The organism is Microbacterium sp. MMO-113, assembly GCF_037148555.1.
GTDB lineage: Bacteria > Actinomycetota > Actinomycetes > Actinomycetales > Microbacteriaceae > Microbacterium.
Map to the genome: position 1 here is coordinate 461,783 of NZ_JBBCTD010000001.1, position 17,009 is coordinate 478,791.

At 70.5% G+C, this 17,009-nt stretch carries 15 protein-coding genes and 1 pseudogene; 10 read left to right on the forward strand and 6 right to left on the reverse strand.

The annotated features are described in order from the left end of the window. Positions 1–17: 17 nt before the first annotated feature. A complete protein-coding gene (locus WFJ36_RS02135) occupies positions 18–296 on the forward strand; it encodes a helix-turn-helix domain-containing protein (RefSeq protein ID WP_060923181.1) in 279 nt (92 codons plus the stop codon). Positions 297–299: 3 nt separating this feature from the next. Here WFJ36_RS02135 and WFJ36_RS02140 read toward each other — a convergent pair whose 3' ends face one another. After that, positions 300–911: a hypothetical protein gene (locus WFJ36_RS02140; protein ID WP_292789174.1), complete on the reverse strand. Its 612-nt coding sequence runs from the start codon at positions 909–911 to the stop codon at positions 300–302. Positions 912–1,095: 184 nt separating this feature from the next. Between WFJ36_RS02140 and WFJ36_RS02145 the strand changes: the two genes are divergently transcribed. Together WFJ36_RS02145 and WFJ36_RS02150 are read left to right on the forward strand one after the other, a co-directional pair. Further along, on the forward strand, positions 1,096–1,482 hold the full coding sequence (locus WFJ36_RS02145; RefSeq protein ID WP_071328294.1) for an Rv3235 family protein: 387 nt from the start codon (positions 1,096–1,098) through the stop codon (positions 1,480–1,482). Positions 1,483–1,506: 24 nt separating this feature from the next. After that, complete coding sequence (locus WFJ36_RS02150) at positions 1,507–2,991, forward strand: sensor histidine kinase (RefSeq protein WP_060923178.1); 1,485 nt, start codon at positions 1,507–1,509, stop codon at positions 2,989–2,991. Between the two features lie 63 nt (positions 2,992–3,054). Here WFJ36_RS02150 and WFJ36_RS02155 read toward each other — a convergent pair. Further along, positions 3,055–3,300: pseudogene (locus WFJ36_RS02155) on the reverse strand (WhiB family transcriptional regulator); the annotation flags it as partial. Between the two features lie 230 nt (positions 3,301–3,530). Here WFJ36_RS02155 and WFJ36_RS02160 point away from each other — a divergent pair. Then, complete coding sequence (locus WFJ36_RS02160) at positions 3,531–3,917, forward strand: hypothetical protein (RefSeq protein WP_336642551.1); 387 nt, start codon at positions 3,531–3,533, stop codon at positions 3,915–3,917. A 15-nt stretch (positions 3,918–3,932) separates the two neighbouring features. Here WFJ36_RS02160 and bcp read toward each other — a convergent pair whose 3' ends face one another. Genes bcp through aroA form a run of 3 tightly spaced genes read right to left on the reverse strand, consistent with a single transcriptional unit; the run spans position 3,933 to position 6,806 of the window. After that, positions 3,933–4,406, reverse strand: a complete 474-nt coding sequence (gene bcp, locus WFJ36_RS02165) for a thioredoxin-dependent thiol peroxidase (RefSeq protein ID WP_336642552.1) — start codon at positions 4,404–4,406, stop codon at positions 3,933–3,935. 9 nt (positions 4,407–4,415) lie between these two features. Continuing rightward, entirely contained in the window at positions 4,416–5,486 is a 1,071-nt protein-coding gene (rsgA, locus tag WFJ36_RS02170; RefSeq protein ID WP_292789185.1) for a ribosome small subunit-dependent GTPase A, read from the reverse strand. A gap of 3 nt (positions 5,487–5,489) precedes the next feature. Then, on the reverse strand, positions 5,490–6,806 hold the full coding sequence (aroA, locus tag WFJ36_RS02175; RefSeq protein WP_292789190.1) for a 3-phosphoshikimate 1-carboxyvinyltransferase: 1,317 nt from the start codon (positions 6,804–6,806) through the stop codon (positions 5,490–5,492). Between the two features lie 123 nt (positions 6,807–6,929). Here aroA and WFJ36_RS02180 point away from each other — a divergent pair, with 123 nt between their 5' ends. The 3 genes from WFJ36_RS02180 to WFJ36_RS02190 are packed head-to-tail and all read left to right on the forward strand — an operon-like array spanning position 6,930 to position 9,126. Beyond that, a complete protein-coding gene (locus WFJ36_RS02180) occupies positions 6,930–7,535 on the forward strand; it encodes a sigma-70 family RNA polymerase sigma factor (RefSeq protein ID WP_200839056.1) in 606 nt (201 codons plus the stop codon). Beyond that, positions 7,532–7,777, forward strand: a complete 246-nt coding sequence (locus tag WFJ36_RS02185; RefSeq protein ID WP_336642553.1) for a zf-HC2 domain-containing protein — start codon at positions 7,532–7,534, stop codon at positions 7,775–7,777. Before WFJ36_RS02180 ends, WFJ36_RS02185 begins: the two co-directional genes overlap by 4 nt. A gap of 47 nt (positions 7,778–7,824) precedes the next feature. Further along, the gene (locus tag WFJ36_RS02190; protein ID WP_336642554.1) at positions 7,825–9,126 is read left to right on the forward strand and encodes a GNAT family N-acetyltransferase; all 1,302 of its coding nucleotides are present in this window, start codon (positions 7,825–7,827) and stop codon (positions 9,124–9,126) included. Positions 9,127–9,188: 62 nt separating this feature from the next. Here the strand turns inward: WFJ36_RS02190 and WFJ36_RS02195 are convergent, their stop codons facing one another. Next, positions 9,189–12,872 carry a multifunctional oxoglutarate decarboxylase/oxoglutarate dehydrogenase thiamine pyrophosphate-binding subunit/dihydrolipoyllysine-residue succinyltransferase subunit gene (locus WFJ36_RS02195; protein ID WP_292789196.1) on the reverse strand — a complete coding sequence of 1,228 codons (3,684 nt, stop codon included), beginning with the start codon at positions 12,870–12,872 and terminating at the stop codon, positions 9,189–9,191. Between the two features lie 161 nt (positions 12,873–13,033). Between WFJ36_RS02195 and WFJ36_RS02200 the strand changes: the two genes are divergently transcribed. From WFJ36_RS02200 to WFJ36_RS02210, 3 genes are all read left to right on the forward strand, one after another. Next, on the forward strand, positions 13,034–14,488 hold the full coding sequence (locus tag WFJ36_RS02200; RefSeq protein WP_336642555.1) for a GuaB1 family IMP dehydrogenase-related protein: 1,455 nt from the start codon (positions 13,034–13,036) through the stop codon (positions 14,486–14,488). Between the two features lie 113 nt (positions 14,489–14,601). Further along, positions 14,602–15,921 carry a hemolysin family protein gene (locus WFJ36_RS02205; RefSeq protein ID WP_071328303.1) on the forward strand — a complete coding sequence of 440 codons (1,320 nt, stop codon included), beginning with the start codon at positions 14,602–14,604 and terminating at the stop codon, positions 15,919–15,921. Beyond that, entirely contained in the window at positions 15,918–16,979 is a 1,062-nt protein-coding gene (locus WFJ36_RS02210; RefSeq protein WP_071328304.1) for a hemolysin family protein, read from the forward strand. Before WFJ36_RS02205 ends, WFJ36_RS02210 begins: the two co-directional genes overlap by 4 nt. The last annotated feature ends 30 nt before the right edge of the window (positions 16,980–17,009 follow it).

Here is a 17,009-nt window from a genome sequence, read left to right on the forward strand (position 1 = left end):
GCACCCAGAATGAGGGCATGACACCCCCGCACCCGCACACCCCCCGGTTCCTCGCGCCTGCGCAGGTGGCAGAGCTGCTGAGCATCGACGTGGACGAGGTCATCGCGCTCGTCCACGCCGGTCACCTTCGCGGCGCCCCCCTGGGCGCTCCCGCGCGCTGGCGCATCGAGGAACCGAGCATCGAGGAGTACCTGGCCGCGCAGACGGAGGAGGCGCGCCGGATGGCCCTGTGGCGGCAGTCGCAGGCCGCGAGCTTCCCCGAGCTGTGGGGCTCCTCCGCGGCGCGGCACCGCTGAGCGTCAGAGCGTCGCCGTCCCCTGCACCCGGATCGCCGCCAGCGCCGTGTACGGCACCATCCTGAATCCTCGGACGGCGTCGGCCCGACGCGCTGCGCCGCTGTCGTGCTCGGCGAGGTCGAGATGATCGGCGGCGGCGCGATCGATGGTCCCGTGGAGGTCGGCCCCGACGAGGAGACGGAGGTGCACCGGGAGGCGACGACGCGCGAGGTCGCGGAGAGCGAACCCCAGCGACATCCGCTCGCGGAGCGTCAGCGCCCCCTGGCTCTCGTCGACGAGGCTGCTCAGCATCGCACCATGGTCGACGCTGAGCCCGAGGACCGATGTCATCGGGATCAGCAGCAGGGAGCTCGGCACGCGCGCGCCCTGGGGCACTCGGGAGACGGCGGCGAGCCAGTCCACTCCCAAGGACCGCAGCCCGACGGGGACGCGGGCCCCGTCGGCGAGGTGGAGCGTCGTGTCGGTGTGCTCGGCGCACAGATGCCGCAATCGTGCGCGCAGATCGAGCCGGGCGATGCGGAGCCGCTCGGACTCGGCGTCGCGGGCGGCGCGTTCCGCCTCCCACTCCGCGGCGAGCTGTCCTTCCAAGTCGTCGAAGAGGGATTCCCAGTGCACCCGACCGAGCGTAGGGGCCGGCGTCGCCTCCTCCGAGTTATCCACATCGCTGCCGAGACCGCACTCCTTTCGGCCCGTGGTGCGGTCGTCTACGGGTTGTCCACAGACCTGAGCCGGTGGCGCCCGCACCGCACCGGGATCGTGGTCTACTGACGGCTCGCCGACCCCGTGAAGGGAGATCGAGATGATGCTGGCCGAGTACTTCGGACCGCAGCCCACCCCGGCCGATGAGCTTCCGGACCCTGCACTCCTCGTGCGGAGCCTCACCCAGGGCGCGCTCGAGGCTCTGGCGGGGGTGCGGGAGGTGGATCAGCTCGCCCGGTGGTTCAGCGAGGAGGCCTACCGCAGCGTGGTCGTCCGGGCCAACCTCGCCGCCCGTGCGCGCAGCGCTCGTGGTGTCGCGCCGACCCGGCCCACCTTCGTCATCCGCACCGTGCGGGTGACCCACCCACGGGACGGCATCGTGGAGGCAGTCGTGGTGGTGGCGGGACCGGGGCGCACACGTGCCGTGGCCATCCGGCTCGAAGGGCTGGACCGACGGTGGCGCGCGACGTCGCTCGCCATCCTCTGAGGCGGGGGAGCCTAGGCTGGTGAGGTGTCAACCCTCAGTGATCTCGCCCAGGCCCAGGGCCTTCTGACCGACGACGACGTGGAGTGGCTGCACCGGCTCGCCGGTGACGGACAGCTCCTCGCTGACCTCGCCTCCGCCGACATCGTCCTGTGGATCCAGACGGACGACGGATCGTTCGTCGCCGTCGCGCACGCACGACCGAGCGGCGCGGCGACGCTCTTCTACCGCGACATCGTCGGGGAGCGGGTGCGTCCGCAGTGGCGCACTCAGGTGCAGGGCGCCTTCGAGTCGGCGGAGATCGTGGACTCCTCCTCGCCCGACTGGTTCGAGGAGACGCCGACCAGGGTCCGCGCCGTCCCGATCGTCATCGAGCGTCGGGGTGAGGACAAGGCTCCCCGCGTGATCGGCGTGGTCACCCGGCACACGAACCTCGGGGAGGTGCGTACGCCGTCGCGTCAGCAGATCACCTTTGACGAGTGTGCCAACGACCTGTTCCGCATGATCGCAGACGGCAGCTTCCCGGACCCGGCGGCACCGACGTCACCGCGCCGTGGCGCTCCACGGGCGTCGGACGGCCTGATCCGGATCGACGTGGACGGCATCACGACTTTCGCCAGCCCCAACGCCCTGTCCGCGTTCAATCGGATGGGTTTCGACGACGAGTTGGAGGGGGAGTCCCTGGCCGAGGTGACCACCCGGCTCGTGCCGCCCTCCCGGCAGGTCGACGAGTCGCTGCCCGTGGTGGTGACCGGACGGGCACCGTGGCGGACGGACATCGAGGCGCGTGGCGTGACGGTCTCGCTCCGTGCCATCCCTCTGAAGGATCACGGCACGCGCATCGGGGCCATCGTGCTCTGCCGCGACGTCTCGGAGCTGCGCCACCAGGAGCAGGAACTCATCACCAAGGACGCGACGATCCGGGAGATCCACCACCGCGTCAAGAACAACCTGCAGACCGTGGCCTCCCTGCTCCGGATCCAGGCGCGACGCACCCACTCCGACGAGGCGCGGGATGCTCTCACACAGGCCATGCGTCGTGTGGACGCGATCGCGGTCGTGCACGATACCCTCGCCCAGGGTCTGACGCAGAAGGTCGACTTCGACGAGGTCTTCCATCGCGTGCTCAAGCTCGTCGCCGAAGTGGCGTCGGCTCCCAACACGCGCGCCCGCACCCAGTCGACGGGACATTTCGGCGTGCTCCCGAGCGAGTACGCCACTCCGCTGGCCCTGGCCCTGACGGAGGTCGTGACCAACGCGGTGGAGCACGGCCTCGCCGGGCAGGAGGGTGTCGTGACCATCGACGCCAAGCGCACCGAGGACAATCTCCGCGTGACGGTCCGCGACACGGGACACGGGCTTCCGGAGGGCCGGATCGGTCAGGGCCTGGGTACACAGATCATCCGCACCCTGATCCAGGGCGAGCTCGGTGGCACGATCGACTGGCGGGGGAGCGAGGGCGAGGGGACCGAGGTGGTCATCGACATCCCGCTGCGCTGGCTCGAGCGCTGACGCTCTACCGGAACATGCAGAAGCGGGCGGGGACGATGTCTCAAGCCGCATAGGCGAAAAACAGGAAGCGCGGCGGGCGCGTGCGGCGCGACGCTTGAGCGCGCGGCGCTCGTCTTCGGACAGGCCGCCCCAGACGCCCGAGTCCTGGCTGGTCTCCAGGGCGTACTGCAGGCAGATCTCGGTGACCGTGCACGTCGCGCAGACGGTCTTGGCCTTCTCGATCTGATCGACGGCCGGGCCGGTGTTCCCGACGGGGAAGAACAGTTCGGGGTCGACGGTCAGGCAGGCGGCCTTGTCACGCCAGTCCATGGGGGCTCCTCGGTGTGGATTTCATGAGATGTCGCGATGCGACCTCTCGATTCGGGTGACGGTTCGGGTTCCGCTACCCTGTTGAGATACGGGCGGATGCCCGCTGATTGTGATGCGAACGCGAACGTTCGCCCCACGCCGCTGTGGGAGCACATGACTTTCTCTATTCTGTTACATGAATACCCTGAAATCAAGGGTTTTCTCGTCATTCGATCCCCGGGAGGACACCCGTGCGCGCACCGGGAATCGCCCGCGCCGCCGCCGCCGTCTTGGCGGTCGAAGCCGTCGCCCTGCTCGTGTTCGCCGCGATCGAGATGGCCGGCCTGGGGGCGGGGGACGCGGCGTCGCTGCCGACGGCCATCGCCCTCATCGTCCTGACGCTGATCGGCGCCGCGGCGCTCGCGGCTTTCGCGTTCGGCACCCGGGCCGGACGCTCCTGGGCGCGATCAGGCGGGGTGGTGTTCCAGGTCCTCGCGATCGCGCTGGCGCTCGGCGCTCTCACGCTGCCGCCCATACCGTGGGCCTTCGTGCTCGGACTCGGTATCCCGGCCGTCGCCGGACTGACGCTCCTCATCGCGAGCGCGCGCCGCGAGGGGACCCGACGCGAAGCGGAGTGAGTCCGCGCCGTCCTGTCAGGCGTCGATGCCGAGCTGCTTGCGCAGCCGCGCGACGTGACCCGTGGCCTTCACGTTGTACTGCGCGCTGGTGATGACGCCGTCCTCGTCGAGGACGAACGTCGAGCGGATCACCCCTTCGACGAGCTTGCCGTAGTTCATCTTCTCGCCCCAGGCGCCGTACGCCTCATGCACGGCGTGATCGGGGTCGCTGAGCAGCGGGAACGTGAGGCCGTCGCGGTCGCGGAAGGCGGCGAGCTTCGCCGGTTCGTCCCTCGAGACGCCGACGACCTGATACCCGGCGCCCTGGAGCGACGAGATGCTGTCGCGGAAGTCGCAGGCCTCGGTCGTGCACCCCGGGGTCATCGCCGCGGGGTAGAAGTACAGCACCGTCTTCGTGCCGCGGAGGTCGGCCAGGCGGACGGTGTTCCCGTCCTGGTCGAGCAGGGTGAAGTCGGGGGCGGCGGTTCCGGTTTCCAGGCGTTCGGTCACCGCCCCAGCCTATCGTCCGGGGGGCTGCTCCGCCTTGTCGGCGAAGGTCTGCAGGAGGCGCTGCAAGGAATCGAGGCGAGCGCGTCCGGTCTCGCTCAGCTCTCCGCGGTCCGCCGCTTCGATGAGGGCGCAGTCCGGGGCATCGGGCAGGTGGGTGCAGCCGCGCGGGCAGTCCTCCGCGATCACGGCGAGCTCGGTGAAGGCGGCGAGGATGTTCGCGGGGTCGACGTGCCCGAGGCCGAAGGAACGGACACCGGGGGTGTCGATGACCCAGCCGGTGCCGTCGGCGCCCTCGTAGCGCAGCGAGACGGTCGAAGAGGAGGTGTGGCGTCCGCGGCCGGTCACCTGGTTCACGTGTCCGGTGGCGCGGCCCGCGGTGGGCACCAGGGCGTTCACCAGCGTCGACTTGCCGACACCGGAGTGCCCGACGAAGACCGTCGAGTGGCCGACGAGCGCAGCGCCGATCTCGTCGATCGGCATCTCGTCCTGCGCGCTGGTGAAGACGCGGAGGTCGAGGCCGTCGAAGTGGGCGAGGAATGGCGCCGGGTCGGCGAGATCGGTCTTCGTCACGACGAGGAGCGGACGGATCCCGGCATCCAGGGCGGCGACGAGGTAGCGGTCGACGAGACGGGCGCGGGGCTCGGGGTCGGCCGCGGCGACGACGACGAGCATCTGGTCCGCGTTGGCGACGATCACGCGCTCGACCTCGTCGGTGTCGTCGGCACTGCGACGGAGGAGCGAGGTGCGCTCGACGATTCCCACGATCCGGCCGAGCGTGCCCTCGTCTCCCGAGGTGTCGCCGACGACACGAGCCCGGTCGCCCGTCACGATCGGCGTGCGCCGCAGCTCCCGCGCGCGCGCCGCGGTGATCGTGCGCTCCTGCGGGGTGTCCTCGTCGAGGAGCACGGAGTACCGGCCCCGATCCACGCCGAGGACGCGGCCGATCTGCGCGTCCTCGTGCGCAGGACGGCGTTTGGTGCGCGGCCGGTTGGCCTTCGGGTTCGGACGCGTGCGGATGCTGCTCTCGTCGTAGTCCTCGAAGTCGTCCTCGAGGTCGTCGGCGTCGTTCAGCCAGCTCACCCGTCAGCCTCGCAGCATCCGCTCCCAGAGCATGGTGAACTCCGGGAGGGTCTTGGCGGTGGTGCCGATGTCATCGATCACGACATCCGGGACGCGGAGGCCGATCAGCGCGCCGGTCGTCGCCATCCGGTGGTCGTGGTGCGCGGCCCAGGTGCCGCCCCGGAGCGGGCCGGGAACGATGCGGATGCCGTCGGGGAGCTCCTCGGCGGTCCCGCCGAGCGCGCGCAGGTTCCCGACGAGCGCCGCGATCCGGTCGGTCTCGTGGAGACGGATGTGGCCGATGCCGCGGATGGTCGTGGGGCCCTCGGCGAAGGCCGCGAGACCGACGAGGGTCGGCGTCAGCTCGCTGGCGGCGGAGAGATCGAGATCCAGTCCGCGGATTCCGGATCCGGCCCGCACGGTGAGCACCCCGCCGTGCCGGCTGACGTGCGCACCCGCCGCCTGCAGGATCTCGGGGAGCAGCGCTCCGGGCTGGGTCGAGTGCGCCGGCCAGCCGGTGATCGCGACGGAGCCGCCGGCGACGAGGGCCGCGGCGAGGAACGGGGCGGCGTTGGAGAGATCCGGCTCGATCGGGATCTCCTTGGCGCGGGGGACTCCGGCCTCCACCAGCCACTCGCCGACCGCGGGGCGCTCGATCCGGATGCCGCGGCGGCTCAGCGCCTCGATGGTCATGTCGATGTGCGGCAGGCTGGGCAGGCGCTCGCCGGTGTGCACGAGGTGCAGACCGACGTCGAAGCGCGGGGCGGCGAGCAGCAGGCCGGACACGAACTGGCTGGAGGCCGACGCATCGATCTCCACGCGGCCACCGCGGATGTGGCCATGGCCGCGGATGGTGAATGGAAGGGCCCAGGTGCCCTCGTCGTCGATGTCGACGCCCAGGTCGCGCATGGCGCTGATCAACCCGCCCATGGGGCGGTGCAGAGCCGTCTCGTGCGCGGTGAGATGGACGTCCTGCTCGGCGAGGCCGGCCAGCGGCGCGATGAAGCGCATGACGGTCCCGGCCTGGCCGCAGTCGATCGTCGTGCCGCCGCGGAGCTTGCCGGGCGTGATCACGAGGTCGGGACCGAACTCGTGGCCGGCCTCGACCTCCTCGATACCGACGCCGAGCGCGCGGAGGGCCTCCACCATGCGCTGCGAGTCGTCCGAGTGGAGCGGGGCGATCAGGCGACCGGGGCCGTCCGCGATCGCCGCGATGAGGAGTTCGCGGTTCGTGAGGGACTTGGAGCCGGGGATCGTGAGCTCGGCGTGCACCGGGCCGTCGATCGTGGGCGCGGGGTAGGCGCCCTGCACACGGGTGGGGGAATACCTTTTGGCGCTCATCGGTTCTCACCTTAGTAAACACAGCGCCGTCATCGTGAGAGGCGGCCTCGGTGCGAAGGGAAGAGGATGCCTGCGACGCTGGAACGCGAGGTGATCGACCTCAGCCGCCTAGACTGGCCGGTGATGGACGACACCGCAACCGCAGCCACCGTCGGCGACCCTCGGCGCGAGTTCGAGGAGCAGGCGCTCCCCTTCATGGACCAGCTGTACGCCGCCGCGATGCGTATGACGCGCAATCCCGCGGACGCTGCCGATCTCGTGCAGGAGACCTTCGTCAAGGCCTACGGCTCGTGGTCGACCTTCGCGCAGGGCACGAATCTCAAGGCGTGGCTGTACCGCATCCTCACCAACACGTACATCAACATCTACCGCAAGCGGCAGCGAGAGCCCTTCCAGGGCACCATCGACGAACTCGAGGACTGGCAGCTCGGCGGCGCGGAGTCGACGACGGCTTCGCACAGTCGCTCGGCGGAGGCGGAAGCCATCGATCGGATGCCGGCGTCGGTCGTGAAGGACGCGCTGCAGGCGGTTCCGGAGGACTTCCGGCTCGCGGTGTACCTCGCCGACGTCGAGGGCTTCGCGTACCAGGAGATCGCCGACATCATGAAGACCCCCATCGGCACCGTGATGAGCCGTCTGCACCGTGGCAGGCGGATGCTGCGGGAGCTGCTGGCCGACTACGCCGCGGAGCGGGGAATCGCCGCGGCTGACCCGAGGAGCAAGAAATGAGCGACTGCGGCTGCGACAAGGCCCGTCAGGATCTGGAGGAGTACCTCCGCAACGAGGTGTGCAAGACCGAGCACGCCGAGATCCGCGAGCATCTGGAGAACTGCCCGGCGTGCCGGGACGAGGCTCTGGTGGCGACGACCCTCACCGATGTCATCGCCCGCGCCTGCAAGGAGACCGCTCCGGAGGAGCTGCGCGACCAGGTGTTCGCCCGGCTCCGCGAGGTCCAGGCCGCGCAGCACTGAGCGCCCCCGGGGCGCGGAGCGTCGGAGACCGCCCGTAGGCTGTGTGCATGGCCCTCATCGATGCGCGCGGGATCCCCGCTGACCAGACGTCCGTCGACCGCCTCGCGGGGGAGGGCCTCGAGTACCGGGTCCTCGATACGACGGACGCCGCGCGCGTAGCCGCCTTCCAGCGCGCGATGGCCCGTGGGTTCCTCGGCGCCGACCCTTCGGAGACGGCTCGCGACGAAGGCATCGGTACCCTGAGGAGCCGACGCAACATCGGCGTGTATGAGACCGACGCATCCGCGGATCGCCTGCCTGTGGCGACCATCGACTCCTGGGTGACGTCGCTGACGATCCCCGGCGGCGAGATCGGCATGTGGGCGATCAGCGGCGTCACGGTGGCAGGCACGCATCGCCGCCGTGGCATCGCGCGGGCGCTGCTGGAGGGGGAGCTCCGTGCCGCCGTCGGGGCCGGCCTCCCGATCGCGGGGCTCACCGTATCCGAGGCCACGATCTACGGGCGCTACGGCTTCGGTTCCGCGGTCCCGGTGTCGCGGTTCACTGTCGACGTCCGCCGCGCCGGGTGGGCGGGTCCCGTTCCGGCGGGCCGCGTGGAGTACATCGAGCGGCAGGAGCTCGCCGACGCGCTGGCGGAGGTGCACGAGCGCGCCCGCACCGCGCGGTCGGGGCAGGTCCCGGGGTGGGCTGCCCGCTGGGCGGGCATCGGCGGGCTCTCGACCACCGACACCGACCGGGACCGGGTGCGCGGCGTCCGCTATCGCGACGAATCCGGTCAGGTGCGCGGCGTGATGGCCTTCCACCTCAGCGAGCGCGGAGGAACATTCCGGTTCGCGTTGCACGTGCGCCTGCTCGTCGGCGAGACGGCGGAGGCGACGGCTGCGCTGTGGCGGTTCGCGCTGCAGCACGACCTCGTCGATGAGGTGACCGCCGATCTCCGACCGCTCGACGACGCCCTGCCGTGGCTGGTCGCGGATCCGCGCGGCGTCACCCAGGAGGTGCACGACCACGGTTGGCTCCGCGTCCTGGACGTCCCGTCCGCGCTCACGGCCCGGACCTACGCCGCGCCGCTGGACGCGGTGCTCCGCATCGACGACGCGCTCGGTTTCGCCGCGGGAACCTGGCGCCTCCGTATCGACGCCGAGGGCCGGGCGCACGTCGACGATGCTCCGGGCGCCGAGGCTGACATCGTCCTCGACGTCTCCGCGCTCTCGTCGATCTACGCCGGCAGCATCCGTGTCGCCGCGCTGCACGGTGCGGGCCGGATCGTCGGCGCGCCCACGGACATCGAAGCCCTGGACCGTGCGTTCGTCGCCTTCCCGGCGCCGTCCCTCGACATCTGGTACTGACCCACGGACCGAGAAGGGCGCCCCGGCCGAAGCCGGGGCGCCCTTCGTCGTCGGAGAGGCGGTCAGCCCAGGGTGACTGCCGCGCGGATGAGTGTGGCCTGCTCGGTGGCGTGCACCTTGGACGAGCCCGTCGCCGGCGAGGCAGACGCCGGACGTGAGACCGGGCGGAAGGAGCGGTCGCCGGGGACGTCCGCGAAGGCCAGTGCCAGGAACGGCCAGGCTCCCTGGTTCTCCGGCTCCTCCTGCACCCACACGAGCTCGGCGTTCGGGTACGAGTCGGTGATCTTCTTCAGCTCGTCGATGGGCGTCGGGTAGAGCTGCTCCAGACGCACCAGGGCGATCTCCGGGTTCGGGTTCTTCTCCAGCTCGGCGCGGAGGTCCCAGTGCACCTTGCCGCTGTGCACGAGGACGCGCTTCACGGCGGAACGGTCGAGACCGCGGTCGTCGTCGAGGACCGGCTCGAAGCGGCCGCCGGTAAACGCCTCCACCGGGCTGGTCGCGCCGCGCAGGCGCAGCATCGCCTTCGGCGTGAACACGATCAGCGGCTTGCGCGGACGGGCGTAGGCCTGACGGCGCAGCAGGTGGAAGTGCGACGCCGGGGTCGACGGGCGCGCCACGATCATGTTGTCCTGGGCACACAGCTGCAGGAACCGCTCGATGCGTGCGGAGGAGTGGTCCGGCCCCTGACCCTCGTAGCCGTGGGGGAGCAGGAGTGTGACGCTGGACTGCTGACCCCACTTCTGCTCCGCGGCGGAGATGTACTCGTCGATGACCGACTGGGCGCCGTTGACGAAGTCGCCGAACTGCGCCTCCCACAGCACCAGGGCCTCGGGAGCCTCCACGGAGTAGCCGTACTCGAAGCCGAGCGCGGCGTACTCGCTGAGCAGCGAGTCGTAGACGAAGAAGCGGCCCTGCGCGTCGGACAGGTTCGACAGCGGCAGCCACTCCTGGCCGTTCGCACGGTCGTGGAGCGCGGCGTGCCGCTGCACGAACGTCCCGCGGCGCGAGTCCTGGCCGGCGAGGCGCACCGGGGTGCCCTCGACCAGAAGCGAGCCGAAGGCGAGCAGCTCGCCGAAGCCCCAGTCGATGTTCCCGTTGCGGCTCATGTCGAGGCGCTTCTCCAGCAGCTGCTGGATCTTCGGGTGCACCGTGAAGCCCTCGGGCTTGTTCACGAACGCGTCGCCGATGAGGCGGATGACCTCTGCCGGCACACCGGTGACCTCGGGGGCTCCGACCTGGTCCTCGACCTGCGGGGCCTCCTCCGGGGCGATCGGGGTCGCACCGGTCTCGGCGGCGTGCGTCTCGGCGAAGGCGATCTCCAGACGGTTCTGGAAGTCGGCCTTGGCCTCGTCGTACTCCTCCTCGGTGATGTCGCCGCGACCGACGAGAGACTCCGTGTAGAGGCGGCGGACGGAGCGCTTCGCCTGGATGAGGTCGGTCATCAGGGGCTGCGTCATCGAGGGGTCGTCGCCCTCGTTGTGGCCGCGTCGGCGGTAGCAGACGAGGTCGATCACTACGTCGCGGTGGAAGCGCTCGCGGTACTCGAACGCGAGCTGCGCGACGTGGATGACGGCCTCGGGGTCGTCGCCGTTCACGTGGAAGACGGGCGCCTGGATCGTCTTGGCCACGTCGGTCGCGTAGACCGAGGTGCGGGCGTCGCTCGGCGTCGTGGTGAAGCCGACCTGGTTGTTGACGACCACGTGGATCGTGCCGCCGGTGCGGTAGCCGCGCAGCTGCGACATCTGCAGCGTCTCGACGACGACGCCCTGGCCGGCGAAGGCCGCGTCGCCGTGGACGAGGATCGGCAGCCAGGCGAAGGTCCCGATGGGCTTGCGGTCCTGCTTGGCGCGGACGATGCCCTCCAGCACGCCGTCGACCGTCTCCAGGTGGGAGGGGTTGGCTGCGAGATACACCGGCAGCGCCGAGCCGTCGTCGGCGACGAACGTGCCCTCGGTGCCCAGGTGGTACTTTACGTCGCCCGAGCCGCGCTGGTTGCCGGGGGTCTGCGTGCCCTCGAACTCGCGGAAGACCTGGCCGTACGTCTTGCCGGCGATGTTGGTCAGCACGTTCAGGCGGCCGCGGTGAGCCATGCCGATCGCGGCGCCCTCCAGCCCGGCCGTGGCCGCGCCCTGGAGGATCTCGTCGAGGAGCGGGATCAGCGACTCGCCGCCCTCGAGCGAGAAGCGCTTCTGGCCGACGAACTTCGTCTGCAGGAAGGTCTCGAAGGCCTCGGCCTCGTTGAGCTTGCGCAGCACGCGCAGCTGCTCGTCGTGGCCGGGCTTCTGGTACTTGACCTCCACCTTCTCCTGGAACCAGCGGCGCTGCTCCGGGTCCTGGATGTGCATGTACTCGATGCCGAGCGTGCGGCAGTACGAGTCGCGCAGCACACCGAGGATGTCGCGGAGCTTGGCGACGCGGCGTCCGCCGAACCCGCCGGTGACGAACTCGCGGTCGAGATCCCAGAACGTCAGGCCGTGGCTCTCGATCTCCAGGTCGGGGTGCGAGCGCTGACGGTACTCGAGCGGGTCGATGTCGGCCATGAGGTGGCCGCGCACGCGGAAGGAGTTGATGAGCTCCTGCACCCGGGACTGCTTGTCCACGCGCTCGGCGAGGTCGACCGCGATGTCCGGGTTCCAGCGGATCGGCGCGTACGGGATGCGCAGCGCCGCGAAGATGTCGTCGTAGAAGCCGCGCTGGCCGATCAGCAGCTCGTGCACCTTCTTCAGGAACTCGCCCGAGCCGGCACCCTGGATGACGCGGTGGTCGTAGGTGCTCGTGAGCGTGATCGTCTTGCCGATCGCCAGCTCGTTGAGCGTCTTGTCGCTCGCGCCCTGGAACTCGGCCGGGTACTCGAGGGCGCCGGCGCCGATGATGCAGCCCTGGCCCTTCATGAGACGCGGGACCGAGTGCACCGTGCCGATGCCGCCCGGGTTGGTCAGCGAGACCGTCGTGCCCTGGAAGTCGGCGGCGGTGAGCTTGTTGGAGCGCGCGCGGGTGACGAGATCCTCATAGGCGGCGAGGTACTCGGTGAAGGTCATGGTGTCGGCACGCTTGATGCTCGGGACCATGAGGGCCCGGGTGCCGTCCGGCTTGGGCAGGTCGATCGCGATGCCGAGGTTGACGTGCGCGGGGGCCACGACGGAGGGCTTGCCGTCGATCTCGGCGTAGAAGACGTTCTGGCTGCGGAACTCGTCGAGGGTGCGGATGAGGGCCCAGCCGATGAGGTGGGTGAAGCTGACCTTGCCGCCGCGGGTGCGGGCCATGTGGTTGTTGATGACGATGCGGTTGTCGATCATCAGCTTGGCCGGGACCGTGCGGACGCTCGTGGCGGTGGGGACGGTGAGCGATTCGTCCATGTTCGCGGCGAGGGTCTTCGGCAGACCGCGCAGCGGGGTGACCTTGTCCTCTTCGGACGGCGGCTGCGTCTCCGTGGACTCCTGCTTCGGCTTCGGCGCCTGGGCGGGGATCGGCGCGGCGGCCGCCGGCTTCGCCGTGGTGCGGGCGACGGGCTGTGCACCGATCACGGGGATGGGAGCGGTCACGGGGTGCGCCGGTGCCGTGGTCGCGGCGGGAGAGGCAGCGCCTCCGGCTGCGGTGGTCTCGGAGTGGTACTTCTCCAGAATGGGCCACCACTCCTTGTCGACGGAGTCGCGGTTCTCCTTGAACTGCTCGTAGAGCTCTTCGACGAGCCAGGAATTGGCTCCGAACCCCCCGTCGCCACCGACGCCGGTCACCTGGTTCGACACGCTCTATCGCCCTCTTTCATCGCTGAAGATCTCCGATGCGGACGCACGACGCAGGATGCGCTCGGGCCCGCACACTCTCGACCACCAAGCCTAACCTGTTTCGATCGCAGAGACGTCGAAGAGACCGACCCGTGCCGCGCCGATCTGGGTACCGTGGAGGCATGGAGTTCTCAGGTGCGCAGCCGACCGTCGATCTGACCTACTCGGACGTCTTCCTGGTGCCGCGCCGTTCGGCCGTCACCAGTCGCCTCCAGGTCGATCTCGCTCCGCACGACGGTACGCCGGCGACGCTGCCGCTCGTCGCCGCGAACATGAACTCGGTGACCGGGCCGAGGCTCGCGGCCGTGCTCGCGCGCCGCGGGGCGCTGGGCGTGCTGCCGCAGGACCTCCCACTCCAGGAGCTCGACGCCGCGATCCGCGACGTGAAGGGTCAGCCGGTGCTCTGGGACACGCCGCTCGTGCTGCCCCCGGAGGCGACCGTCGCGGACGCCCTCCGCCTGCTCCCCGCTGCGGCGGGCCACGGGATCGTGGTGGCCTCCGGCGCGGCGCCGATCCCCGTCGACCGCATCGTCGGGGTGCTCCCGGCCACCCGTCTCGCGACCGCGCTGCCCGACGCGCAGCTCGGCGACCTCGTGCACCGGGGCACGCCGTCGATCGACGCGGACGACATCGGCTCCGAACGGCACGCCTTCGACGTCATCACCGAGGCGGACGTCGAGGTCGTCACGGTCGTCCACCACGGCCACCTCGTCGGGACGCTGAGCGCCCGCAGCGCTCTGCGCGCCACGCTGTACCGGCCGGCCGTGGACGCCGACGGGCGCCTCGCCGTCGCCGCGGCGGTCGGCATCAACGGCGACGTCGGCGCCAAGGCGAAGGCGCTCGCGGCGGCCGGGGTGGACGTGCTCGTCGTGGACACCGCGCACGGCCACCAGGAGGGCATGCTCCGGGCGCTGCAGGAGGTCGCGTCCCTCGGACTCGGGCTCCCCATCGTCGCGGGGAACATCGTCACGGCGGACGGCGTGCGGGATCTGGTCGACGCGGGCGCCTCGATCCTCAAGGTCGGCGTCGGCCCCGGGGCGATGTGCACGACGCGGATGATGACGGCGGTGGGTCGTCCCCAGTTCTCCGCGGTGCTGGAGACCGCGCAGGCCGCCGCCGAGGCCGGAGCGCACGTCTGGGCCGACGGCGGGGTGCGCTACCCGCGGGACGTCGCGCTCGCGCTCGCGGCCGGTGCGGCCTCCGTCATGGTCGGCTCCTGGTTCGCCGGCACGATCGAGGCCCCGGGGGAGCTCCAGCGCGATGCGGACGGGCGTCTGTTCAAGGGGTCCTGGGGCATGGCCTCGACCAAGGCCGTGCAGGCGCGGTTCGGTCGGCTCGACGCCTACGAGCGGGCGCGCAAGGAGCTGTTCGCCGAGGGCATCTCCTCCTCCAAGATCTACCTCGACCCGCTGCGCCCGGGGATCGAGGACCTGCTCGACATGATCACGTCGGGCGTGCGGTCGTCCTTCACCTACGCCGGGGCCGCGACCGTGCCGGAGTTCCACGACCGCGCCCTCGTCGGACTGCAGTCCGCGGCGGGCTACGAGGAGGGCAAGGCGCTGCCGGTCAGTTGGTGACCACCCGCCGCGACCACAGTCCGCTTCTGTAGAATCGAGCGCACTATGGACGACCCTCCCAGTTGCCGAACATCGCCCCACCGTCCCGTTCTCTCCCCGGAGAGGAAGATCTGATGGACTACATCATGTTGGGCGTGGGGCTTCTGCTCACGGTCGGCACCGGCCTCTTCGTCGCGAGCGAGTTCGCCCTCGTTAACCTCGACCGTGCGGACCTCGAAGCGCGGCAGGCGCGAGGCGAGTCCCGCCTCTCGCTGACGATCAGCGCCCTGCGGCACACCTCGACGCATCTCTCCTCCGCGCAGCTCGGCATCACGCTGACCACGTTGCTGACCGGATACACGATGGAGCCGGCGCTGTCGAACCTCCTGCGCCCCACGCTCGTCGCCTGGAACATCCCGGAAGCCGCCGTCGCCCCCATCGCGACCGTGGTGGCGATGTTCGTCGCGACAGTGCTGTCGATGATCCTCGGCGAGCTCGTCCCGAAGAACTTCGCGCTGGCGCTGCCCCTGGCCACGGCGAAGCTCGTCGTGCCGTTCCAGATCGCCTTCACGACGGTGTTCAAGCCGGCCGTGGTCGTGCTGAACGGCAGCGCCAACGGCGTGCTGCGCAGCATGGGCATCGAGCCCAAGGAGGAGCTCTCCGGCGCGCGCAGCGCGGAGGAGCTCTCCTCGCTCGTGCGACGCTCGGCGAGTGCCGGAGTGCTGGAGGCCGACACCGCGACGCTGCTCGACCGCACGCTCACCTTCTCCCGGCTCACGGCGGCGGACGTCATGACGGCGCGCCCGAGCATGCACGCCATCGCCGCCGGCGACTCGGTGGACGACGTGATCCAGCTGGCGCGTCGCACCGGCCACAGCCGCTTCCCGGTCTTCGATGAGGACCTCGACGACATCACCGGCGTCGTACATCTCAAGGCCGCCATCTCGGTGCCGCGGGAGCGCAGGGCCGAGGTGCCCGTGGGTGCCCTCGCGACCGACCCGCTCCGCGTGCCGGAGACCGCCCACGTCGACGCGCTCATCTCCGACCTCCGCGGTCGCGGCTACCAGCTCGCGGTCGTCGTCGACGAGTACGGCGGGACGGCGGGCATCGTGACGCTGGAGGACCTCGTGGAGGAACTCGTCGGCGAGGTCTCCGATGAACACGACCGGAGCAGGGCCGGCGTCATCCGCAACCGCGACGGGGTGACCTTCCCCGGCGAACTGCGTCCGGATGAGCTGCGCAGCCGTGCGGGCGTCGAGGTCCCGGAGGGCGATGTGTACGACACGGTCGGCGGCTACGTCATGAGCGTCCTCGAGCGGGTGCCGGTCGTCGGCGACGAGGTGCCGCTGGAGAGCGGCACGCTGCAGGTGGTCCGCATGGACGGCCGCCGGGTGGATCGGGTGCGCTACGTCCCGAGACCGGATGCCGTCGTCATCGAGGGGGTGTCCCTGTGAGCGATTGGGGAGGCCTCGCCTGGCTCGTCGTCCTGCTGGCAGCGAACGCGTTCTTCGTCGGCGCCGAGTTCGCCGTGATCTCCGCGCGGCGCTCGCAGATCGAGCCGAAGGCGGAGCGCGGCTCGCGCCCGGCCAAGACGGCGCTGTACGCCATGGAGCACGCGACGCTCATGCTCGCGACCTCGCAGCTCGGCATCACGATCTGCTCGCTGCTCATCCTGAACGTGTCCGAGCCCGCCATCCACCATCTGCTCGCCGTGCCGCTGCACGCGCTGGGCTGGTCGGACGGCGCGGTGGACGTCGTGTCGTTCACGATCGCGCTGCTCATCGTGTCGTTCCTGCACGTCGTGTTCGGCGAGATGGTCCCGAAGAACCTCGCGTTCTCCGTCCCGGACCGGGCTGTGCTGCTGCTGGCGACGCCGCTGGTGTGGGTGTCGAAGGTGTTCATGCCGGTGATCTGGCTGCTGAACGCGGCGGCGAACGGCGTGCTGCGCCTCTTCCGCGTGGAGCCGAAGAACGAGGCGGCGTCGACGTTCACCCTCGACGAGGTGGCGACCATCGTCAACCAGTCGCGCCGTGAGGGTGTGCTCATGGACACCGCGGGCACGGTCACGGCCGCGGTCGAGTTCACCGACAAGAAGGCGCGCGACGTGGCCGTGCCGCTGGGCGACCTCGTCACGCTGCCGCAGACGACCACGCCCGACGACATCGAGAAGGCGGTCGCCCGCTACGGGTTCTCGCGCTACGTGATCGTCGACGACGAGGACGTCCCGATCGGCTACGTCCACCTCAAGGACATCCTGCGGGCCTCGGAGGGCCCGGATGCCGAGGCCAAGGTGCTCGAGCCGATCCCCGGCAAGCGCATCCACCACATGGTGCCCGTGCAGGAGGACACCGATCTGGAGGACGCGCTCGCCGTCATGCGACGGGCGGGTCGCCACCTGGCCAAGGTCCGCGACGCCCGGGGGGAGACCACCGCCGTGCTGTTCCTGGAAGACATCCTCGAGGAGCTCGTCGGCGAGGTGCAGGACGCGACCCGTCGCGTCCGCGGCCACTGACATCCGGACACGCGAAGGCCGCCGGCTCCC

Bases quoted from the DNA above. Each gene is read 5' to 3' on its own strand.
- WFJ36_RS02185 (WP_336642553.1), top strand. From the start codon at position 7,532: ATGAGCGACTGCGGCTGCGACAAGGCCCGTCAGGATCTGGAGGAGTAC.
- WFJ36_RS02145 (WP_071328294.1), top strand. From the start codon at position 1,096: ATGATGCTGGCCGAGTACTTCGGACCGCAGCCCACCCCGGCCGATGAG.
- WFJ36_RS02190 (WP_336642554.1), top strand. From the start codon at position 7,825: ATGGCCCTCATCGATGCGCGCGGGATCCCCGCTGACCAGACGTCCGTC.
- WFJ36_RS02205 (WP_071328303.1), top strand. From the start codon at position 14,602: ATGGACTACATCATGTTGGGCGTGGGGCTTCTGCTCACGGTCGGCACC.
- WFJ36_RS02200 (WP_336642555.1), top strand. From the start codon at position 13,034: ATGGAGTTCTCAGGTGCGCAGCCGACCGTCGATCTGACCTACTCGGAC.
- WFJ36_RS02180 (WP_200839056.1), top strand. From the start codon at position 6,930: ATGGACGACACCGCAACCGCAGCCACCGTCGGCGACCCTCGGCGCGAG.
- WFJ36_RS02135 (WP_060923181.1), top strand. From the start codon at position 18: ATGACACCCCCGCACCCGCACACCCCCCGGTTCCTCGCGCCTGCGCAG.
- aroA (WP_292789190.1), bottom strand. From the start codon at position 6,806: ATGAGCGCCAAAAGGTATTCCCCCACCCGTGTGCAGGGCGCCTACCCC.